Genomic DNA, 18,069 nt, shown 5'->3' with positions numbered 1-18,069 from the left:
ATCATCTGTGGACATCACAGCCTTATTCAATATGATGCCGGGAGCGGCCGCTCAGGGACTCATCTGGGGCATCATGGCCATCGGCGTCTATCTGACCTATAAAATCCTGGACGTAGCCGACCTGACGGTGGACGGCACCATGTGCACCGGCGGCGCCGTCTTCATCATGCTCACCATGGCGGGGGTCCCCATGCCCCTGGCCCTGCTGGGCTCCTTCCTGGCCGGTATGCTGGCCGGACTGGCCACGGGATTTTTCCACACCGTGTGCGGCATTCCCGCCATCCTGGCCGGCATCCTCACCCAGCTGGCCCTCTACTCGGTCAACCTGCGCATCATGGGACAGGCCAACCAGCCCATCAGCTTCCGGAACTATGATCTGCTGGTGTCCTCCCGCAATGTGAAATCCCTCAGCCTGGAAAACCCCATCCTCATCGGGGTGATCTTTGCGGCGGTCATCATCGCCCTGCTCTACTGGTTCTTCGGCACCGAGCTGGGCTGCTCTCTCCGGGCCACGGGTGCCAACGCCAACATGGCCCGGGCCCAGGGCATCAACACCAATGTGGCCAAGGTGCTGGGCCTGATGCTCTCCAACGGTCTGGTGGCCCTCTCCTCGGCGCTGCTGGCCCAGTACCAGGGCTTCGCCGACGTGAACATGGGCCGGGGCGCCATCGTCATCGGTCTGGCCGCCGTCATCATCGGCGAGGTGCTCTTCTCGAAGATCTTCCACAACTTCGCCCTGCTGCTGCTCAGCGTGGTCATCGGCTCGGTGCTCTACTATGTGGTGTACAATGTGGTCATCTGGCTGGGCCTGAACACGGACGACATGAAGCTCATCACCGCCCTGATCGTGGCCCTCTTCCTGAGCATCCCGTACTGGAAGGGGAAGTACTTCTCCAAATCCGCCAAGAAAGGAGCGGCCAGCCATGCTTGAGATCAAAGGGGTCTGTAAGACCTTTAACGCGGGCACCGTCAATGAGAAGCGGGCCCTCAATCACCTCACCCTCACCCTGAACGACGGGGATTTTGTCACGGTCATCGGCGGAAACGGCGCCGGTAAGTCCACCATGCTCAATGCGGTGGCCGGGGTATTCCCGGTGGATGAGGGCACCATCACCATTGACGGGGTGGATGTGACCCGCCTGCCCGAGCACAAGCGGGCATCCTACATCGGCCGGGTGTTCCAGGACCCCATGATGGGAACGGCGGCCACCATGCAGATCGAGGAGAACCTGGCTCTGGCGGCCCGGCGGGGCAAGCGCCGGGGCCTGCGGGTCGGCATCACCGGAAAAGAGCGCGCCGAGTACCGGGAGCTCCTCAAGATTTTGGACCTGGGCCTGGAGGACCGCTTGACCTCCAAGGTGGGTCTGCTCTCGGGCGGTCAGCGGCAGGCCCTGACCCTGCTGATGGCCAGTCTGGTCCGCCCCAAGCTCCTGCTCCTGGATGAGCACACGGCTGCACTGGACCCCAAGACGGCAGCCAAAGTGCTGGATACCACCGAGAAGATCGTCCACCGGGACAACCTTACCACCCTGATGATCACCCACAACATGAAGGACGCCATCGCCCACGGCAACCGCCTGGTGATGATGTATGACGGCCATATCGTGCTGGACATCTCCGGGGAGGAGAAGAAGCGCCTGACGGTGGAGGACCTGCTGGAACAGTTCACCAAGGCCAGCGGCGAGGAGTTCTCCAGTGACCGCGCCTTGCTCTCCTGATCAAACAGAATAAAACCGACCCGCCGCAGAGAAATGCTCTGCGGCGGGTCTTTCTATCTTAAGGGATAATTCGAAGGGGTGAGCGGTATACTACCTCCACAAGGAGGTGGTTTTTCATGAGCGAAGTCAATGCCGATGGGGTCCTGATCAACCCGCAGGAGGCCCTGCTCCAGCAGGTGCAGCACCGGACCAATGCCCTGATGGCCCGTCGTCCGGACGGAATGGAAGAGGATGAGATGGTCACCGGCGTACAGGCGGCCAACGGCCAGTGCGCCGGAACCGTGGGCGGAGTCCATCTGCCTGCCGGGCAGCAGGCACGCCGGAGTGAAAAAAAGGGCCGGGACCGCGGCTGACCGAGTCGGCGGAGGCCCTTTCGGAGGGACCGTCTGTCATAGAGAGGGCCTCCGCCGCATATAGATGCCACAGAGTAAAAACCTGGAATTTATACGCAGGAGTGTGGCAGACATGCAAATCAACTGGAATGAAAATCAGGCCCTGCTGCGGGGGACCGCAGCCGAGGCTCCCGTCTATTCCCATACCAACCACGGTATGGAGTATGAGGCCTTTCCCCTGATGGTACGCAGGCTCTCCGGGGCGGAGGACCGGGTCAATGTCATCGTCTCCCGGGCACTGCTCCAACAGCATCCTGTCCAGGCCGGGCAGGAGGTGGAGATCGAGGGGGAGGTCCGCTCCTTCAATAACAAGAGCGGGAAGGGAAGCCGGCTGGTCATTACCCTGTACGCCCGGCAGCTGCGGGAGGGCGTGGGAGAGCACTGCAACAATCTGGTCCTGGCCGGGGCCATCTGCAAGCCGCCGGTCTTTCGGCGCACCCCCATGGGGCGGGAGATCTGCGATCTGCTGCTGGCCGTCAACCGGCGCTACGGCCGGGCGGACTATCTGCCCTGTATCGCCTGGGGAGCGCTGGCCCGCCGCTGCGCGGAGCTGTCCGTGGGGGATGCCATCCGGCTGGAGGGGCGCTTTCAGAGCCGATCCTATACGAAAGTGGAGCAGGGGGAGACCACCCAGCGCATCGCCTACGAGATCTCCGTCATGCAGCTGGAGCCGGTGGAAGCCATCGAATAGAATACATAGCAGCGCGCAGTCCCGTCCGGGACTGCGCGCTCAGCGTGTCGAATACATTCGACACGCTTCTCAAAAATGCAAGCATTTTTTCGAGAGGATGCAGGCCGCTGCGCGCATGGCCCGAAGGGCCACACACTTGCAGCCTGAGAAGAGTGTTTTCCGACGTACACGCCGCCGGAAAACACGATTTGATTCTCTTCCGCCATCTGCGGACGGCGGAACTCTGCGAGGCTCTTGCAGCAAGAATCGCAGAAATACACTTTATCGATCGTTTGAGTGCGCAGTCCCGTTCGGGGCTGCGCGCTTTTTTGCGGCTGGGACTTGACAATTGTGTATATGGCATATATACTGTATATGTCAAGTATATACGGTATGACAGAGGTGCACCATGGATATCATCATTCGCAATACGGGAGAGGTCCCGATCTACGACCAGATCACCCGCCAGATCAAGAGCCTGATCCTGAAGGGAGAGCTCCAGGAGGGGGAGGCGCTGCCCTCCATGCGTCTGCTGGCCCGGGAGCTGCGGATCTCGGTCATCACCACCAAGCGGGCCTATGAGGAGCTGGAGCGGGAGGGATTTCTCACCACGGTCCCCGGAAAGGGCTGCTTTGTGGCCCCCCGCAATCTGGAGCTGGTGCGGGAGGACGCCCTGCGCCGGGCGGAAGAACACCTGGGCGCGGCGGTGGAAGTGGCGCGGACCGGGGGCATCACGCTGGAAGAGCTGATGCAGACACTGACCATTCTGTACGAAGGGGAGGAAGCCTGATGAACTACGAGAATGCCATTGAGATCGAACATCTGACCAAGGATTACGGCAGCTTCCGGCTGGACGATGTGACCCTGGCGGTGCCGGGAGGGACCATCCTGGGACTCATCGGGGAGAACGGCGCGGGAAAGTCCACTACCATCAAGTGCATCCTGAATCTGGTCCGGCGGGACGCCGGGGAGATCCGGATCTTTGGGATGGACAACCGGAAGGAGGAGCGGGCAGTCAAGGAGCAGGTGGCGGTGGTACTGGACGAGTGTCCGTTCCATGAGCTCCTCACGCCCCACATGGTGGAGACCATCCTCTCCGGCGCCTGCCCCGGCTGGGACAGCAAGCGGTTCCACAGCCTGCTGGGGGAGTTTGAGCTGCCCGAGAAAAAGCTGGTGAAGGAATTTTCCCGGGGCATGAAGATGAAGCTCTCCATTGCCGCGGCGCTGGCCCGCAATCCGCGCGTGCTTCTGCTGGACGAGGCAACCAGCGGGCTGGACCCGGTGGTGCGGGACAGGATCCTGGAGCTCTTTCTGGATTTCGTCTCCGATGAGTCCCATGCCGTGCTGCTCTCCAGCCACATCACCAGCGATCTGGAGAAGGCGGCGGACTATGTGGCCTACCTGCACCGGGGAAAGCTGGTGCTCCAGGGGGCCAAGGATGAGCTTCTGGACGAGTATGGCCGTCTGGCCTGTGCCCGGGGAGAGATGGACCGGGTGGACCCCGCCTTCCTGGTGGGCCGGCGGGAGAGCGCCTTCCAGTGCGAGGCGCTGGTGCGGGACAAACGGGAGTTCCGCCGCCGCTACCCGGAGCTGGCGGTGGACCCGGTGAGTCTGGAGGATTTGATGGTATTTACGGTGCGAGGTGACAGAGCATGATGGGATATGTGCGGAAAGATTTTCTCCTGATGCGCAAGCAGATGCGGACCTACGGCGTGATTCTTCTGGTCTATGGGGCGATCAGCGCCGCCGGTGTGTGGGAGTCCTACATCCTCTCGGGCTTTGTGGTGCTGGTGACCCTGATGTGCCCCCTCTCGGCCATGGCCTTCGATCAGGTCTCCCGGTGGGACAGCTATGCCTGCACCCTGCCCGGCGGTGCCAGGAACGCGGTGCGGGGGCGCTATGTCTATACGGCGGTCATCGCCCTCGGGAGCGTGCTGATCTGCGGCGCGCTGTGCCTGCTCATTCATGCGTTTGGCCTGCTGAGCGACGATCCGCTCGAGATGGTGGCCGCCACGGTGACAACCGGGTTGGTGAGTCTGCTGATGGCCAGCATCACCCTTCCGCTGTGCTACCGGTTCGGCGTGGAGCGGGGGCGCACCCTGATGACGCTGGTTTTTGTGGTGGCCTTTGTGGCCATTGTGGGGAGCGCGGGCTTCCTGTTCCCGGCCATCGGCGCGGAGGAGCGCCTTCAGGAGAGCGCAGCCGCCTTGGCGGTGGGCCTGATTCTGGTGACCGTGGCGGCCTACTTCATCTCCTGCCGTATCTCGCAGCGCATCTATGCCCAAAAAGAGTGGTAATACGACGCTTTAACAGGAAGACAGCCCGGAATGCAAACGCATTCCGGGCTGTTTTTTCTATGAGTCGGTTTTGTAGGATTACAGCTTGCTCAGATCCCGCACGGGGACATCCCAGATGTCCCGGGCGTAATCCCGGATGGAGCGGTCGGCGGCAAAGATGCCGGAGCGGGCCACATTCATCAGGGACATCTGGTTCCACTTCTTGCGGTCCAGATAGGTGTCGGCCGCCTTCTTCTGGGCGTTGCGGTAGCTGTCAAAGTCGGCCAGGAGCAGATACTCGTCGGCCGGGCAGCCGTCTCCGAAGAGCAGGCGCTTTGCCAGGTCGTTGTAGCTCACGCCATCCTGGAAGCCCTGGGCCAGAGCATCCACCACGGCGCGCAGGTCATTGTTGTGCATATAGTACTCGTAGGAGTGGTAGCCCTTGGCCTTGAGCTCACTGACCTCGTGGGCCTTGAGACCGAAGAGGAAGATATTCTCATCCCCCAGGACCTGGTGCATCTCCACGTTGGCGCCGTCCAGGGTACCGATGGTCACGGCGCCGTTCATCATGAACTTCATGTTGCCGGTGCCGCTGGCCTCCTTGCCGGCGGTGGAGATCTGCTCGCTCAGCTCGCTGGCGGGCATGAGCTTCTCGGCCAGAGAGACCCGGTAGTTCTCCAAAAAGACCACCTGGAGCTTATCCTTGCAGATGGGATCGGCGTTGATGGTGGCGGCCAGGGAGTTGATGAGGTGGATGATCCGCTTGGCCACATAGTAGCCGGGGGCGGCCTTGGCGCCGAAGAGGTAGACCTTGGGGACGATCATGAAATTGGGATCTTCCTTCAGGTGCTGGTACTCATAGATGATGTGCAGCACGTTGAGGAGCTGGCGCTTATACTCGTGCAGGCGCTTGACCTGTACGTCAAAGACGGCGTCGGTGTTGAGGATGATGCCGCTCTCCCGGGCCACATAGGAGGCAAAGGCCTTCTTGTTGGCCTGCTTGATGGCGTCCAGGCGCTCCAGCACGGCGCTGTCGTCCTTGTACTTCTCCAGGCCGGAGAGGGCGTCGGGATCCAGAAGATAGCGGTCCCCGCCGCAGCACTCCTTGATGAGGGCGTCCAGCTGGGGGTTGCACTCGCTGAGCCAGCGGCGGTGGTCGATGCCGTTGGTGACATTCTTGAATTTGCCGGGGGTGCGCAGATAGGCGTCGTGGAAGACCTCCCGCTTGAGGATATCCGAGTGGAGGGCGGACACGCCGTTGACGGCAAAGCAGGCGCAGATGCACAGGTTGGCCATGCGGACGTCGCCGCCCCAGATGATGGCCATGCGCTCCACCTTGGACATATCCCCGTGGAAGTAGGTGGTCAGCTCGGCCTGATAGCGGTTGCTGATCTCCACGATGATCTGCCAGATCCGGGGCAGCAGGTCGATGACCAGCTGCTGGGGCCAGCGCTCCAGCGCCTCGGCCAGAACGGTGTGGTTGGTATAGGCCACCGTGTGGGTGACGATATTCCAGGCCTCATCCCAGCCGTAGCCCTCCTCGTCCAGCAGGATGCGCATGAGCTCGGGAATGACCAGGGTGGGGTGGGTGTCGTTGATCTGAATGACGTGCTTCAGATGGAAGTTGCGCAGGGTGCCATACTCGGCCCGGTGCTTGCGCACGATGGACTGGATGGTGGCAGAGACAAAGAAATACTGCTGCTTGAGACGCAGAGATTTGCCCTCGTAGTGATTGTCCTCGGGATAGAGAATCTTGGAGATGGACTCGGCCAGGGCCTGACGCTCCACCGCCTTGAGGTACTCGCCCCGGGAGAAGAGGGACATATCCACCGGCTGGGGGCTCTTGGAGTCCCACAGGCGGAGCACATTGCCGTGTTCCGTGCCGTAACCCGCGATCTCCATGTCCTTGGGCACGGCCAGGACCGAGTCATAGCCGGTGTGGCGGATGGAGTGGTGTCCGTGCTCATCCCACACGTCCTCCACGCGGCCGCCGAAGCGAACCTCTTCCACCTCGTCCATCTTGGGGATGAGCCAGGCGTCGCCCAGACCCAGCCAGTTGTCGGGCAGCTCCACCTGCTGGCCATCCACGATCTTCTGCTTGAAGATGCCCAGCTCATAGCAGATGGAATAGCCGGTGGCGGGAATATCCAGGGTGGTCATGGAGTCCAGATAGCAGGCGGCCAGACGGCCAAGACCGCCGTTGCCCAGGCCGGCGTCCGGCTCAGACTCAAAGAGCTCCGGAGCGGAGAAGCCCAGGCCCTCGATGGCCTCCTTCAAAGGCTCCAGCACGCCCAGGTTATAGGCGTTTTTCATCAGGGAACGGCCCATCAGAAATTCCAGGGAGAGGTAGTGGACCTGGCGGGCGTGACTGCGGGTGGTCCGATCCTGTGTCTGCATCTGACGCTCGGACATGATGTCCCGCAGGACCAGGGCGCAGGCCTTGAACATGTGCAGGCTGGTGGCCTCATCCACATCCCGGCCGAAGTTGCGGCGGAGCTTACCGGTGATGAGAGCCATCAGCTCTTTTTTGGTATAAGTGTGCATGGAATGTTTCCTCCAAAATCTCAGCGTTCCCGGAAGACGGCAAAAGCCTGCGGGCCAGGGAATCCGGGCCCGCAGGCTTACAGGGTATCATATGCCGGTCGACGGGTCTGTGACCTTAGCCGTTCCGCTGGAATACCGGCGGAGCGGTAAGGGGATCAGTGAATACGAAGGGACGTTATTCGGATTTTGCGGCCTTCCGGGCGGCACGGCTCTTCTTGCTGCCGCCGGTCTTTTTCGTGCTGCGGCGGGCCGGAGTTTTTTTGGCGGGAGCGGGCTCGGCTGCGGGCTCCTCAGCCACGGGAGCGGGCTCGGCCACGGGCTCCTCAGCGGCGGGAGCGGGCTCGGCCACGGGCTCCTCAGCGGCGGGAGCAGGCTCAGCCACGGGCTCCTCAGCGGCGGGAGCGGGTTCAGCCGCAGGCTCCTCCTCAAAAGGGACCGGCTCCTCCTGCTCGGCGGGATTGGTAAAGCCCGTGACCCAGTAGTAGACCTGGAGGTAGTCCTGGGCAGACTGGTTCCAGGAGAAGTCGGCGGTCATGGCATTGCGCTGGAGGGCCTGCCAGGCCTCCTTGCCGTTGTAGTAGAGGTTGACCGCCTCACCCAGCACCCAGGTCATATCGTGGGCGTTGATGTCGGCGAAGGTAAAGCCGTTGGCGTGCTCGGTGCCGTTGGGACGCACGGAATCCCGCAGGCCGCCGGTCTCCCGGACCACGGGCAGGGTGCCGTAGCGCATGGCGATCATCTGAGACAGGCCGCAGGGCTCGGCGATGCTGGGCATGAGGAAGAGGTCCGCGCCGCCATAGATGGCGGTGGAGAGGGCGCCCGAGTAGAGAATGTTGGCCGAGAAACGGCCGGGATACTGGGCCTGCGCGTGGCGGAAGGCCTCCTCAAAATTCCAGTCGCCGGTGCCCAGGACCACCATCTGCACATCCATGGCCATGATGTCGTGGATGGCGGAGGCCACCAGCTCAAAGCCCTTGTGCTTGACCAGGCGGGAGATGCAGGCGATGATGGGGATATTGGGGTCCTGCCGCAGGCCGACGGCCTGCTGGAGGGCGGCCTTACAGGCGGCCTTGCCGGAGAGGTCGTCGGGCGAGAAGTTGGCGGCCAGGCCGTGATCGTGGGCGGGATCGTACAGCGCGGTGTCGATGCCGTTCAGGATACCGCGCAGCTTGTGGCGGTTGTCGGCGATGACGCCCTCCAGACCGTGGGCGTAGAAGGGATACTGGAGCTCGCCGGCATAGGAGGGGGAGACGGTGGTGACATAGTCGGAGGCGTAGATGGCCCCCTTCATCAGGTTCACATCTCCGTGGTAGGCCAGCATATGCTCGTGGAAATAGCCGGAGTTGAGACCGAACAGATCCTCCAGCAGCTCCTTTCCGTAGCGGCCCTGGTACTCGATGTTGTGGATGGTAAAGACAGACTTGGTCCCATAGAGCTGGGGCACACGGGTGCGCTCCTCCAGCAGATAGATGGGAGCCAGGGCGGTCTGCCAGTCATTGGCGTGGATCACATCGGGGTGCCAGTCCAGGTGGGCGGGGGTCTCCACCACGGCACGGGAGAAGAAGGCGAAACGCTCGGCGTCGTCATAGTGGCCGTAGAGGCCGGAGCGCTTGAAGTAGTACTCGTTATCCACGAAATAATAGGTCACGCCGTCCCGCTTGAGCTCAAAGATGCCGCAGTAGGGCGTGCGCCAGGCCAGGATCACGTGGAAATTGAAGAGATAGGTCATCTGGTCGCGCCACTCCTGGCCGATCCCCTCGTAGAGGGGGAGGATGACGCGCACATCATGGCCGGCCGCGGCCAGCGCCTTGGGAAGACTGCCCGCCACATCGGCCAGGCCGCCTGTTTTAATAAAAGGGGCGACCTCAGAGGAAGCAAAGAGAATGTTCATATGGGGCAAAGACTCCTTTCACACAGTTCAACTGCCCATTCGGAACAATGGGAATTTCACAATGGGTGGAGACTGCTGTTATGTCCAGTATAGCAGAAAGTTCCAGTCAGAGCGAGAGACGAAGTGTTGAAAAAACAGCTTCGTCTCTTGGCTCTCACAGGGGAAAATGTCAAAGGATCATACGATTTCGTTCTTGGCGATGGCTAAAGGATAGCTGGAATGACCCATCAGCATCCGCCCCGGATTCACCCGGACATTCTTATCTGTGATCACATATTTGAGCACGGCATCCGACTGAACGACGGTGCCCTGCATGAGCACACAGTTGGAAACCCGGGCACCCTTCTGGACATGCACGCCGCGGAAGAGGATGCAGTTTTCCACCTCGCCCTCGATGATGCAGCCGTCGGCCACCAGAGAGTTGATGCTCTTGGCGCCGGGGCCGTAGTAGGTGGAGGGGTTGGACTGGTCCTTGGTCTTGATGGGACGTTCGGGGGCAAAGAGCTGTGCGCGGACTGCGGGGTCCAGCAGCTCCATGCTGCGGGCAAAATAGCCGGCCACCGACTGAAGGCGGGCGGCATAGCCGTCAAACTGGTAGGCGTGGATCTTGAGATTATGCACCGCCGACACCAGAACGCCGTCGCTGAAGGAGGAGATGTTGTGGGTAGAGCAGTGGTCCACCAGGGAGAGGAGCAGCTCCTTGGAGAGGATGTAGACCTCCAGGGACTCCAGACCGGCGGCCGTGGTGGGGTTGACGGCCACGTCGGTGACAAAGCCGTTTTCGTCGGTGGTGAAGTAGTCACAGCCGCGGGGGTCGCTGTTGAGCTTGGAGGTGCACACGGCCGTCATGTCGGCGCCGCTGTCCAGATGGGACTGGAAGATCTCGGCGAGGGGCAGGTTGACCGCCACGTCGCCGCCGGCCAGGACCACGTAGTCCTGCCGGATCTTCTGGAGGTAGGAGTACACGCCGGCCAGGGCGTCCATCCGGCCGTGGTAATTCCCGTCGCCCCGCTTATCGGCATAGCCGAAGGGGGGCAGGATGCGCAGACCGCCGTGCTTGCGGGCCAGGTCCCAGTCTTTACCGGAGCTCACATGGTCCAGCAGGGACTGGTAGTTGGCGTGGGCGATGAGGCCCACATCGGAGACCCCGGCGTTGACGAAGTTGGAGAGCATGAAGTCCACTACCCGGTAACGGCCGCCGTAGGGGATGGAACAAGTGTTGCGATGCTGGCTCAATTCCCGCAGACTGGGATTGGAGCGATAGGCAAAAATGATGCCGTGGAGTTTATTCAGCATTTCTTATCGTCTCCTTTCACATTGCGGGTAATCATGGCCTTGGCGGGTACGACGGCGCCCCGGCCAACTTTGAGGTTCTGCGCCACGACGGCGATGCCCCATTCCGAATCGTTCTGGTCGTCCGGGGACGTACCCACATGGGCCTGCTCCCCGATGACAGTATTTTCCGCAATGATGGCGTATTCCACCACGGCCCCGGCCTTCACGACCGTGCCGGGCATGAGGATGGAGTAGGCCACCCGGGCGCCCTCTTCCACCTGCACCGAGTGGAAGAGCACCGAGTTCTCCACCGTGCCGTAGACCTCACAGCCGCCCGTGACCATGGAGTGGGACACCTTGGCGTTGGGACCGGTATAGAGGGGGGGCTTGGTGGGGGTGCGGGCGTAGATGGGCCACTCGGTATCGTAGGGATCGATGCCGTTCTCCGGGGAGAGCATGTCCATATTGGCGTCCCACAGGGAGTCGATGGTGCCCACGTCCTTCCAGTAGCCCCGGAAGCGGTAGGCCATCAGCTTCTCCTGGTGGGCCAGCATGGAGGGAATGATGTTCTTGCCGAAGTCATTGGAGCTCTTCTCATCGGCCTCGTCCGCCATCAGATACTCCTTGAGCTTGGACCAGGTGAAGATGTAGATGCCCATAGAGGCCAGATTGCTCTTGGGATGCTTGGGCTTCTCCTCAAATTCATAGATCTGGTCGGAGTCGTCCACATTCATGATGCCGAAGCGGGTGGCCTCCTCCAGCGTGACCTCCAGCACCGAGATGGTGCAGGCCGCGCCGCTGGCCTTGTGGTGGGCCAGCATCTTGGAGTAGTCCATCTTGTAGATGTGGTCACCCGAGAGGATAAGCACATACTCCGGATCATAGAGCTCGATAAAGCCCATATTCTGATAGATGGCGTTGGCGGTGCCCTTGTACCAGGTGCCCTTTTCCCCCTCGCGCATGTAGGGGGGGAGGATGTGGACGCCCCCGTCGGAGCGGTCCAGGTCCCAGGCCTGGCCGTTGCCCAGATATGCGTTGAGCTCCAGCGGACGGTATTGGGTGAGCACGCCCACCGTGTCAATGCCGGAGTTGATACAGTTGGACAGCGGGAAGTCGATGATGCGATATTTTCCGCCGAACGGAACGGCGGGTTTGGCCACGTGGCTGGTCAGGGCATGGAGACGGCTTCCCTGTCCGCCAGCCAAAAGCATGGCGACACATTCCTTTTTCATAACACGTTCACCTCTAGCGATTGCTTTTCAAATGTCCCTCTCCACATCGGCTCCGGAGCGGAACGAAGTCCGGAGCGCAATGACAGGCAATGTTGGATTCCCAGCTCCTCTCTGCGTATGTAGATGGTTTAACTGCCCGATTTGGAAGCGCGGGGCTTGCGGGCGGGACGCTTGGTCTCCTGGGCGGAGGACTCCTCCGCGGCAGGGGCCTTTTTGCGGCTCGTGCGCTTGGCCGCCGGCTTTGCGGCTGGCGAAAGCTCCGCCTTTTTGCGGCGGGGCGGGAATTTCTTGGTGCAGCGCAGGATCACTGCGCCCATGGGGGGCAGGTCCACCGAGATGGACTGCTCCAGCCCGTGACATGGGATGTACTCCGACTTGAGGGGCTCCAGATCGCCCAGTCCGTTTCCGCCGAAGGCGGGATCGTCCGTGTTGAAGGCCACCTCGTACCGGCCCGGGCAGGGAACGCCCAGACGGTAGCCCGCCCGGTGGACGGGGGAGAAGTTGCACAGGGTGAGCAGGAAGTGTCCCTTCTTGTCCTTCCGCAGGAAGGCGGCGCAGTTGCCCTGGTTATCATCGGCACAGATCCACTGGAATCCCTCCCAGGAGAAGTCCAGCTCCCACAGCTCGGGGTGGGCCAGATAGAACTGGTTGGCGGACTGGAAGAAGCCCTGGAGCTGCTGATGGCGCTCCTGCTCCAGAAGGTGCCAGTCCAGAGAGTGCTCAAAATGCCACTCGTTGAACTGTCCGAACTCCGCGCCCATGAAGAGAAGCTTTTTCCCCGGATGGGTGAGCATATAGGTGTAGAAGGCCCGCACACCGGCGAACTTCTCCTCATCGGTGCCCGGCATCTTGTTGATGAGGGAGCCCTTCATGTGCACCACCTCGTCGTGGGAGAGGGGGAGCACGAAGTTCTCCGAGAAGGCGTACATCAGGGAGAAGGTGATGTCCCGGTGATTGAACTGCCGGAAGTAGGGGTCCAGCTTCATGTAGTGGCACAGATCGTTCATCCAGCCCATATTCCACTTGAGGTTGAAGCCCAGACCGCCCTCCAGGCCGCCCTGCTCCACCGGGTGAGATACCCTGGGCCAGGCGGTGGACTCCTCCGCGATCATGAGCACGTCCGGGTGAGCCTGGAAGATGTGGGTGTTGAGCTGCTGGAGGAAATCCACGGCCTCCAGATTCTCGTGCCCGCCGAAGAGGTTGGGGCACCACTGTCCATCCTGCCGGCCGTAGTCCAGGTAGAGCATGGAGGCCACCGCATCCACCCGCAGGCCGTCGATGTGGAACTGCTCCAGCCAGAACAGGGCCGAGGAGTAGAGGAAGGAGCGGACCTCGTTGCGCCCGTAGTCAAAGACGCGGGTGCCCCAGTCGGCGTGCTCGCCCTTGCGGGGGTCGGCGTACTCGTAGCAGGGGCCGCCGTCAAATTCGTACAGGCCGAAGGCGTCCTTGGGGAAATGGGCGGGCACCCAGTCCAGAATGACGCCGATGCCGGCCTGGTGGAGCTGATCCACCAGATACATGAAGTCGTCCGGCGTGCCGTACCGGCTGGTGGCGGCAAAGTATCCGGTGCACTGATACCCCCAGGAGTCGTCCAGCGGATATTCGCTCACGGGCATGAGCTCCACATGGGTGAAGCCCATCTCTTTGACGTAGGGGACCAGATAGCGGGCAATATCCCGGTAGCTGAGGAAGGTGTCCTCCCCGGTGCGCCGCCAGGAGCCCAGGTGCATTTCATAGATGTTGAGGGGCTTGTGATAGATGGGATTGGCTTTCCGCCACTCCAGCCAGGCCTGATCGCCCCAGACATAGCCGCCCAGCTCATAGATCTTGGAGGCGGTGCCGGGACGGGTCTCAGCGTGGAAGGCATAGGGATCGGCCTTGGCCAGGACACGGCCGTCCTGTGTGTGAATGGCATATTTATAGGAGTCGTAGCGCTGAAGGCCGGGGACAAATCCCTCCCACACGCCGCCGCCGATGGGAGCGAGGGGGTGATCGGACTCATCCCAGTCGTTGAAATCTCCCATGACGCATACTGCCTTGGCATTGGGGGCCCACACACGGAAGACATACCCCTCCTGCCCGTCCTGTACCTGTGCGTGAGATCCCAGATACTCCTGCGCACGGACGGCCTGACCTTTTGAAAACGCATCCAGAGCGGGTGCATAGCTGGTGACCTGATTCATAGGCATACTCTCCTTCGTACGAAAAACGCCCAAAAGTAAAGGGAAAAAAGAACCTTCTCTTGGCATAGATGATAATAAGGATCCGAAAAAGCGGATGCTTATTTGTAGAAATTATACAACATAATATGGAATACGTCAAGGCTCTGTGCCGCGCTATTTCGTAAAACACATCATAACGCAAGATATGGAAGAAAAATACAGAAAAAGGGGGAGAGAACCAAAAGAATGGTTCTCTCCCTGAAAAAGGTCAGGCAGCCAGGAACAGGCGCTGGAGAAAATCCAGGAAAATGCCGGGCACGGTGACGCGCTCCACGGCCTCGCAGGCGACGATGGGGATGCGCTCCCGCTCCTCCCCGCCCACGGTCACCACCAGGTGGCCCAGGATCTGGCCCTTCTCCACGGGGGCCTCCACATCCTGGCAGAGTTCCAGCTGGGTGGAGAGCTGGTTGATCTGGTCCTTTTCCACCAAAAGCCGGCTGGAGGCGGAGAGCTCCGGCTGGACCTGTTCCTTCCGGCCCAGGATTACATCCACCGGGGGAAGGGCCTGGTTGGGGCGGATGTCGGCCAGGGTATAGTTGGCAAAGCCGAAGTCCAGCAGACGCTTGGCGCTGTCAAAGCGCTGGGCCGAGGTGGGGGAATGCAGGATTACGGCGATGAGCTCCATGCCATCCCGCTCCGCCGTGGCCGAGAGACAGTAACCCGCCGAGTCGGTGGAGCCGGTTTTGAGGCCGGTGGCCCCGGGGTAGAAACGGATGAGCTTGTTGGTGTTGGAGAGCTGGAAGGCCCCGTTGCGGATGGAGTCCATCCAGATGGTGGAATACTCCCGGATCATAGGATGTCCGATCAGGGCCCGGGACATGAGGGCGATATCGTAGGCGCTGGTCAGATGCCCGGCGGCGGGCAGGCCGGTGCAGTTGAGAAAGGTGGTGTCCGCCATGCCCAGCTCGGCGGCCCGCTCGTTCATATCGGCCACAAAGGCCTCCTCACTGCCTGAGAGGTGTTCGGCCAGGGCCACCGCCGCATCGTTTCCCGAGACCACAGTCACCGCCTTGAGCAGGTCCTGTACCGTCATCTGCTCGTTTTCCTTCAGATAGACTTGGGAGCCCCCCATGGAGGCGGCGTGGGCCGACACCGTCACCAGGTCGTCCAGGCCCAGGCGGCCGTCGTCAATGGCCTCCACCACCAGGAGCAGAGTCATGACCTTGGTGACGCTGGCCGGTTCCAGTTTGTCGTGGGCGTTTTGTTCATAGAGAAGGGTCCCGGTCTCCTTCTCCATCAGGACAGCGGCGCTTGCCTCCGCCTGCGGCGCGCTGGAGACCGCCCCGGCGGGGCAGAGGAGCAGAGAAGCGGCCAGCAGGGCCGCGGCCAGTTGTTTCATGACAGTACCTCCCGTATCAAAGCGATCATGCGCAGGTTTCTGTAAGAACAGGATATGGAAGATTTGTCCGTTCTATGCCGCCGGAAAAACTTGTCAGTGGGAAAGAGAGCTGATACAATGAAAACCGGTTTACACCGGACAGGAGGAAGGTCCATATGCATATTACAACGGTGATTTTGACCGGCGGAAAATCCCGCCGGATGGGACGGGACAAGGGGGAACTCCCGGTGGGGGAGAGTACCCTGCTGGAGCGGATGATCGACCGCTGGATGGGGGTATTCGACGCCGTGGCCGTCTCGGCGGGAGAGGGAGGGCGCACCCTTCCGGCGGAGGTGCCGGCCCTCTTGGACCGGCATCCGGGCGCGGGACCCATGGCCGGCCTGGAGGCCGCACTGGCGGAGCTGGAGACCGACGCGGTCTTTCTCACGGCAGTGGACATGCCCTTTGGAGATGCCGCCCTGGCCCGCTGGATGGCGGAGCGGATGGGGCAGGCGGATGTGTGCACCATCCGCAGAGGGGACGGGCGGCCGGAGCCCCTCTTTGCCCTCTACCGCAAAAGCTGTCTGCCGGTCATTACCCGCAGTCTGGAGGAGGGGCGGCGCTCCTTTGTCCAGGGCCTCTTTCCCTTTGTAGCGGTGGAGCAGATCGGAGAAGAGGAGCTTGCGGCCTTTGATCTGGAGCGCAGTCTCTTCAACGCCAATTCCCCCGAGGAGTGGGAGCGGGCCCGTCCGCTGCTGGAGCCGTGAGCAGGTCCGTTCCGGCGGCGGGGAAACCGGGGATCGTCCTAGGTAGAGGGGGCGGCAAAAATTTTTTGCGTTACCCCCTTCACAAGAGCACTTTATTGTGGTAATATACTAAAGCAATAGGACGACACCCCGGACACTGTCCGCGAAAGAACGACAATGGGAGGAATTTAGATATGAAACGGAAACTCTCTGCGCTGGCTCTGGCCGCTGCCCTGGGCCTGTCCCTGACCGCCTGCTCCGGCGGCACCGCCTCCAGCCCTGCTCCGGCCGGAAGCGGCACCCCCGGGGGCACCCCTGCCCAGAGCGCGGACAGCGATTGGGCCTATGTGGAGGGCAACGGCAAGCTGAAGATCGGCTACACCCTCTTTGAGCCCATGAACTACATAGGAGAGGACGGCGAGCTCACCGGATTTGAGACCGAGTTTGCCACCGCCGTGTGCGAGAAGCTGGGCGTGGAGCCGGAATTTGTAGAGATCAACTGGGACGCCAAGCTGCTGGAGCTGGAGTCCAAGAACATCGACTGTATTTGGAACGGCATGACCATCACGCCTGAGCTGCAGGAGGCCATCTCCATCTCGGATCCCTACATCAAGAACTACCAGGTGCTGGTGATCCGTGCGGCCGACGCGGAGAAGTACACCTCCACCGAGTCTCTGGCCGGCGCTAAGGTGGACGCGGAGGCGGGCTCCGCAGGCGAGAGCACGGTGCAGAATGACGAGTTCCTCAGCCAGGCCACCTACACCTCGGTGGTCAAGCAGACCGACGCGCTGCTGGAGGTCAAGAGCGGCGCGGCCGACGCGGCGGTCATGGACTTTGTTCTGGCCAACGCCCTGGCCGGTGTGGGTGATTACTCCGACCTGATGGTCATCCCCGATCTGGAGCTGTCGGTGGAGGAGTACGGCATCGGCTTCCGGAAGGGATCCGATGTCACCGAGAAGGTGAATCAGGCCATGCAGGAGCTGGTGGACGACGGCACCCTGGGCACGCTGGCGGAGAAATATGAGCTGAGCGAGCTGCTGCTGGCCAATCAGAAATAATCACGTCATCAAGCGGAGGACAGAAGAGGCAGGGGGCAGCCCCTGCCCCTTGTCCGCTTCCGGCATAGGAGAGAGAATATGTCATTTGAAACGGTTACAATCACCATGATGAAGGGCTTTATGCTCAACATCCAGCTCTTTGTCATTACGCTGGTCTTGTCGCTGCCCCTGGGACTGGTGGTATCCTTCGGCACGATGAGCAAGTTCAAGCCGCTGAGCTGGCTGGTCCGGCTCTATGTGTACATCATGCGCTCCACCCCTCTGATGCTTCAGCTGGCGGTGGTGTACTATCTGCCGGGCATCCTCAGTCCGGGACATATTCTCCCGCGCATGACGGCGGCATCGGTGGCCTTCGTGCTCAACTATGCCGCCTATTTCTCCGAGATCTTCCGGGGCGGTATCCAGGGCGTGCCCCGGGGACAGCAGGAGGCCGGACAGGTTTTGGGCATGACCCGGCGGCAGATCTTTTTCCAGGTGACGCTGCTCCAGGTGGTCAAGCGCATCGTCCCGCCCATGGGCAATGAGATCATTACCCTGGTCAAGGATACCTCCCTGTCCAACTTCATTATGGTGGGAGAGATCATCAAGCTGGCCAAGGACTTTGGCAACAAGGGCATGATCTGGCCCTTGTTCTATGCGGGATTTTTCTTCCTGGTATTCAACGGTGTGGTGACGCTGCTGCTCAGCCGGACCGAGAAAAAGCTGGACTATTTTCGGGTGTAAGGAG

At 61.4% G+C, this 18,069-nt stretch carries 16 protein-coding genes; 10 read left to right on the top strand and 6 right to left on the bottom strand.

Going from position 1 to position 18,069, the window contains the following annotated elements; translation table 11 throughout:
• Nucleotides 1-31: 31 nt before the first annotated feature.
• From H8S34_RS06010 to H8S34_RS05980, 7 genes are all read left to right on the top strand, one after another.
• On the top strand, nucleotides 32-931 hold the full coding sequence (locus H8S34_RS06010; RefSeq protein ID WP_101691296.1) for an ABC transporter permease: 900 nt from the start codon (nucleotides 32-34) through the stop codon (nucleotides 929-931).
• Entirely contained in the window at nucleotides 924-1,718 is a 795-nt protein-coding gene (locus tag H8S34_RS06005; protein ID WP_186963314.1) for an ABC transporter ATP-binding protein, read from the top strand. Before H8S34_RS06010 ends, H8S34_RS06005 begins: the two co-directional genes overlap by 8 nt.
• A gap of 116 nt (nucleotides 1,719-1,834) precedes the next feature.
• Complete coding sequence (locus H8S34_RS06000; protein WP_101691156.1) at nucleotides 1,835-2,071, top strand: hypothetical protein; 237 nt, start codon at nucleotides 1,835-1,837, stop codon at nucleotides 2,069-2,071.
• Nucleotides 2,072-2,183: 112 nt separating this feature from the next.
• The gene (locus tag H8S34_RS05995) at nucleotides 2,184-2,801 is read left to right on the top strand and encodes a single-stranded DNA-binding protein (protein ID WP_243207929.1); all 618 of its coding nucleotides are present in this window, start codon (nucleotides 2,184-2,186) and stop codon (nucleotides 2,799-2,801) included.
• A gap of 388 nt (nucleotides 2,802-3,189) precedes the next feature.
• A complete protein-coding gene (locus tag H8S34_RS05990) occupies nucleotides 3,190-3,570 on the top strand; it encodes a GntR family transcriptional regulator (protein ID WP_101691158.1) in 381 nt (126 codons plus the stop codon).
• The gene (locus H8S34_RS05985; protein ID WP_101691159.1) at nucleotides 3,570-4,436 is read left to right on the top strand and encodes an ABC transporter ATP-binding protein; all 867 of its coding nucleotides are present in this window, start codon (nucleotides 3,570-3,572) and stop codon (nucleotides 4,434-4,436) included. The genes H8S34_RS05990 and H8S34_RS05985 overlap by 1 nt, the downstream gene beginning before the upstream one ends.
• Nucleotides 4,433-5,077, top strand: coding sequence for an ABC-2 transporter permease (locus tag H8S34_RS05980; RefSeq protein ID WP_101691160.1), 645 nt, complete (start codon nucleotides 4,433-4,435; stop codon nucleotides 5,075-5,077). Before H8S34_RS05985 ends, H8S34_RS05980 begins: the two co-directional genes overlap by 4 nt.
• Nucleotides 5,078-5,155: 78 nt before the next feature.
• Here the strand turns inward: H8S34_RS05980 and H8S34_RS05975 are convergent, their stop codons facing one another.
• The 6 genes from H8S34_RS05975 to H8S34_RS05950 form a co-directional block, all read right to left on the bottom strand.
• Nucleotides 5,156-7,600 (bottom strand): glycogen/starch/alpha-glucan phosphorylase, encoded by a 2,445-nt coding sequence (locus tag H8S34_RS05975; RefSeq protein WP_101691161.1) that lies wholly within the window; start codon nucleotides 7,598-7,600, stop codon nucleotides 5,156-5,158.
• A gap of 175 nt (nucleotides 7,601-7,775) precedes the next feature.
• A complete protein-coding gene (gene glgA / locus H8S34_RS05970) occupies nucleotides 7,776-9,491 on the bottom strand; it encodes a glycogen synthase GlgA (RefSeq protein ID WP_186963313.1) in 1,716 nt (571 codons plus the stop codon).
• Between the two features lie 177 nt (nucleotides 9,492-9,668).
• Nucleotides 9,669-10,787 carry a glucose-1-phosphate adenylyltransferase subunit GlgD gene (glgD, locus tag H8S34_RS05965; RefSeq protein WP_101691163.1) on the bottom strand — a complete coding sequence of 373 codons (1,119 nt, stop codon included), beginning with the start codon at nucleotides 10,785-10,787 and terminating at the stop codon, nucleotides 9,669-9,671.
• Nucleotides 10,781-11,998: a glucose-1-phosphate adenylyltransferase gene (locus H8S34_RS05960; protein ID WP_101691164.1), complete on the bottom strand. Its 1,218-nt coding sequence runs from the start codon at nucleotides 11,996-11,998 to the stop codon at nucleotides 10,781-10,783. The genes glgD and H8S34_RS05960 overlap by 7 nt, the downstream gene beginning before the upstream one ends.
• A gap of 128 nt (nucleotides 11,999-12,126) precedes the next feature.
• Entirely contained in the window at nucleotides 12,127-14,181 is a 2,055-nt protein-coding gene (gene glgB, locus H8S34_RS05955; RefSeq protein WP_328821041.1) for a 1,4-alpha-glucan branching protein GlgB, read from the bottom strand.
• Between the two features lie 247 nt (nucleotides 14,182-14,428).
• On the bottom strand, nucleotides 14,429-15,559 hold the full coding sequence (locus H8S34_RS05950) for a D-alanyl-D-alanine carboxypeptidase family protein (protein WP_101691166.1): 1,131 nt from the start codon (nucleotides 15,557-15,559) through the stop codon (nucleotides 14,429-14,431).
• Nucleotides 15,560-15,714: 155 nt separating this feature from the next.
• Between H8S34_RS05950 and mobA the strand changes: the two genes are divergently transcribed.
• From mobA to H8S34_RS05935, 3 genes are all read left to right on the top strand, one after another.
• On the top strand, nucleotides 15,715-16,305 hold the full coding sequence (gene mobA / locus H8S34_RS05945; protein ID WP_186963312.1) for a molybdenum cofactor guanylyltransferase: 591 nt from the start codon (nucleotides 15,715-15,717) through the stop codon (nucleotides 16,303-16,305).
• A gap of 173 nt (nucleotides 16,306-16,478) precedes the next feature.
• Entirely contained in the window at nucleotides 16,479-17,342 is an 864-nt protein-coding gene (locus H8S34_RS05940; RefSeq protein ID WP_186963311.1) for a transporter substrate-binding domain-containing protein, read from the top strand.
• A 78-nt stretch (nucleotides 17,343-17,420) separates the two neighbouring features.
• Nucleotides 17,421-18,065 (top strand): amino acid ABC transporter permease, encoded by a 645-nt coding sequence (locus H8S34_RS05935; RefSeq protein ID WP_186963310.1) that lies wholly within the window; start codon nucleotides 17,421-17,423, stop codon nucleotides 18,063-18,065.
• Nucleotides 18,066-18,069 lie beyond the last annotated feature (4 nt).

It is taken from the genome of Pseudoflavonifractor hominis (genome assembly GCF_014288125.1).
Taxonomy (GTDB): domain Bacteria; phylum Bacillota; class Clostridia; order Oscillospirales; family Oscillospiraceae; genus Pseudoflavonifractor_A; species Pseudoflavonifractor_A gallinarum.
This window is presented reverse-complemented; position numbering and strand designations above follow the sequence as displayed.

What these genes read in the sequence shown, in the direction of transcription:
- H8S34_RS06010 (WP_101691296.1), top strand. Translation starts at nt 32, where the DNA reads ATGATGCCGGGAGCGGCCGCTCAGGGACTCATCTGGGGCATCATGGCC.
- H8S34_RS06005 (WP_186963314.1), top strand. Translation starts at nt 924, where the DNA reads ATGCTTGAGATCAAAGGGGTCTGTAAGACCTTTAACGCGGGCACCGTC.
- H8S34_RS06000 (WP_101691156.1), top strand. Translation starts at nt 1,835, where the DNA reads ATGAGCGAAGTCAATGCCGATGGGGTCCTGATCAACCCGCAGGAGGCC.
- H8S34_RS05995 (WP_243207929.1), top strand. Translation starts at nt 2,184, where the DNA reads ATGCAAATCAACTGGAATGAAAATCAGGCCCTGCTGCGGGGGACCGCA.
- H8S34_RS05990 (WP_101691158.1), top strand. Translation starts at nt 3,190, where the DNA reads ATGGATATCATCATTCGCAATACGGGAGAGGTCCCGATCTACGACCAG.
- H8S34_RS05985 (WP_101691159.1), top strand. Translation starts at nt 3,570, where the DNA reads ATGAACTACGAGAATGCCATTGAGATCGAACATCTGACCAAGGATTAC.
- H8S34_RS05980 (WP_101691160.1), top strand. Translation starts at nt 4,433, where the DNA reads ATGATGGGATATGTGCGGAAAGATTTTCTCCTGATGCGCAAGCAGATG.
- H8S34_RS05975 (WP_101691161.1), bottom strand. Translation starts at nt 7,600, where the DNA reads ATGCACACTTATACCAAAAAAGAGCTGATGGCTCTCATCACCGGTAAG.
- glgA (WP_186963313.1), bottom strand. Translation starts at nt 9,491, where the DNA reads ATGAACATTCTCTTTGCTTCCTCTGAGGTCGCCCCTTTTATTAAAACA.
- glgD (WP_101691163.1), bottom strand. Translation starts at nt 10,787, where the DNA reads ATGCTGAATAAACTCCACGGCATCATTTTTGCCTATCGCTCCAATCCC.
- H8S34_RS05960 (WP_101691164.1), bottom strand. Translation starts at nt 11,998, where the DNA reads ATGAAAAAGGAATGTGTCGCCATGCTTTTGGCTGGCGGACAGGGAAGC.
- glgB (WP_328821041.1), bottom strand. Translation starts at nt 14,181, where the DNA reads ATGAATCAGGTCACCAGCTATGCACCCGCTCTGGATGCGTTTTCAAAA.
- H8S34_RS05950 (WP_101691166.1), bottom strand. Translation starts at nt 15,559, where the DNA reads ATGAAACAACTGGCCGCGGCCCTGCTGGCCGCTTCTCTGCTCCTCTGC.
- mobA (WP_186963312.1), top strand. Translation starts at nt 15,715, where the DNA reads ATGCATATTACAACGGTGATTTTGACCGGCGGAAAATCCCGCCGGATG.
- H8S34_RS05940 (WP_186963311.1), top strand. Translation starts at nt 16,479, where the DNA reads ATGAAACGGAAACTCTCTGCGCTGGCTCTGGCCGCTGCCCTGGGCCTG.
- H8S34_RS05935 (WP_186963310.1), top strand. Translation starts at nt 17,421, where the DNA reads ATGTCATTTGAAACGGTTACAATCACCATGATGAAGGGCTTTATGCTC.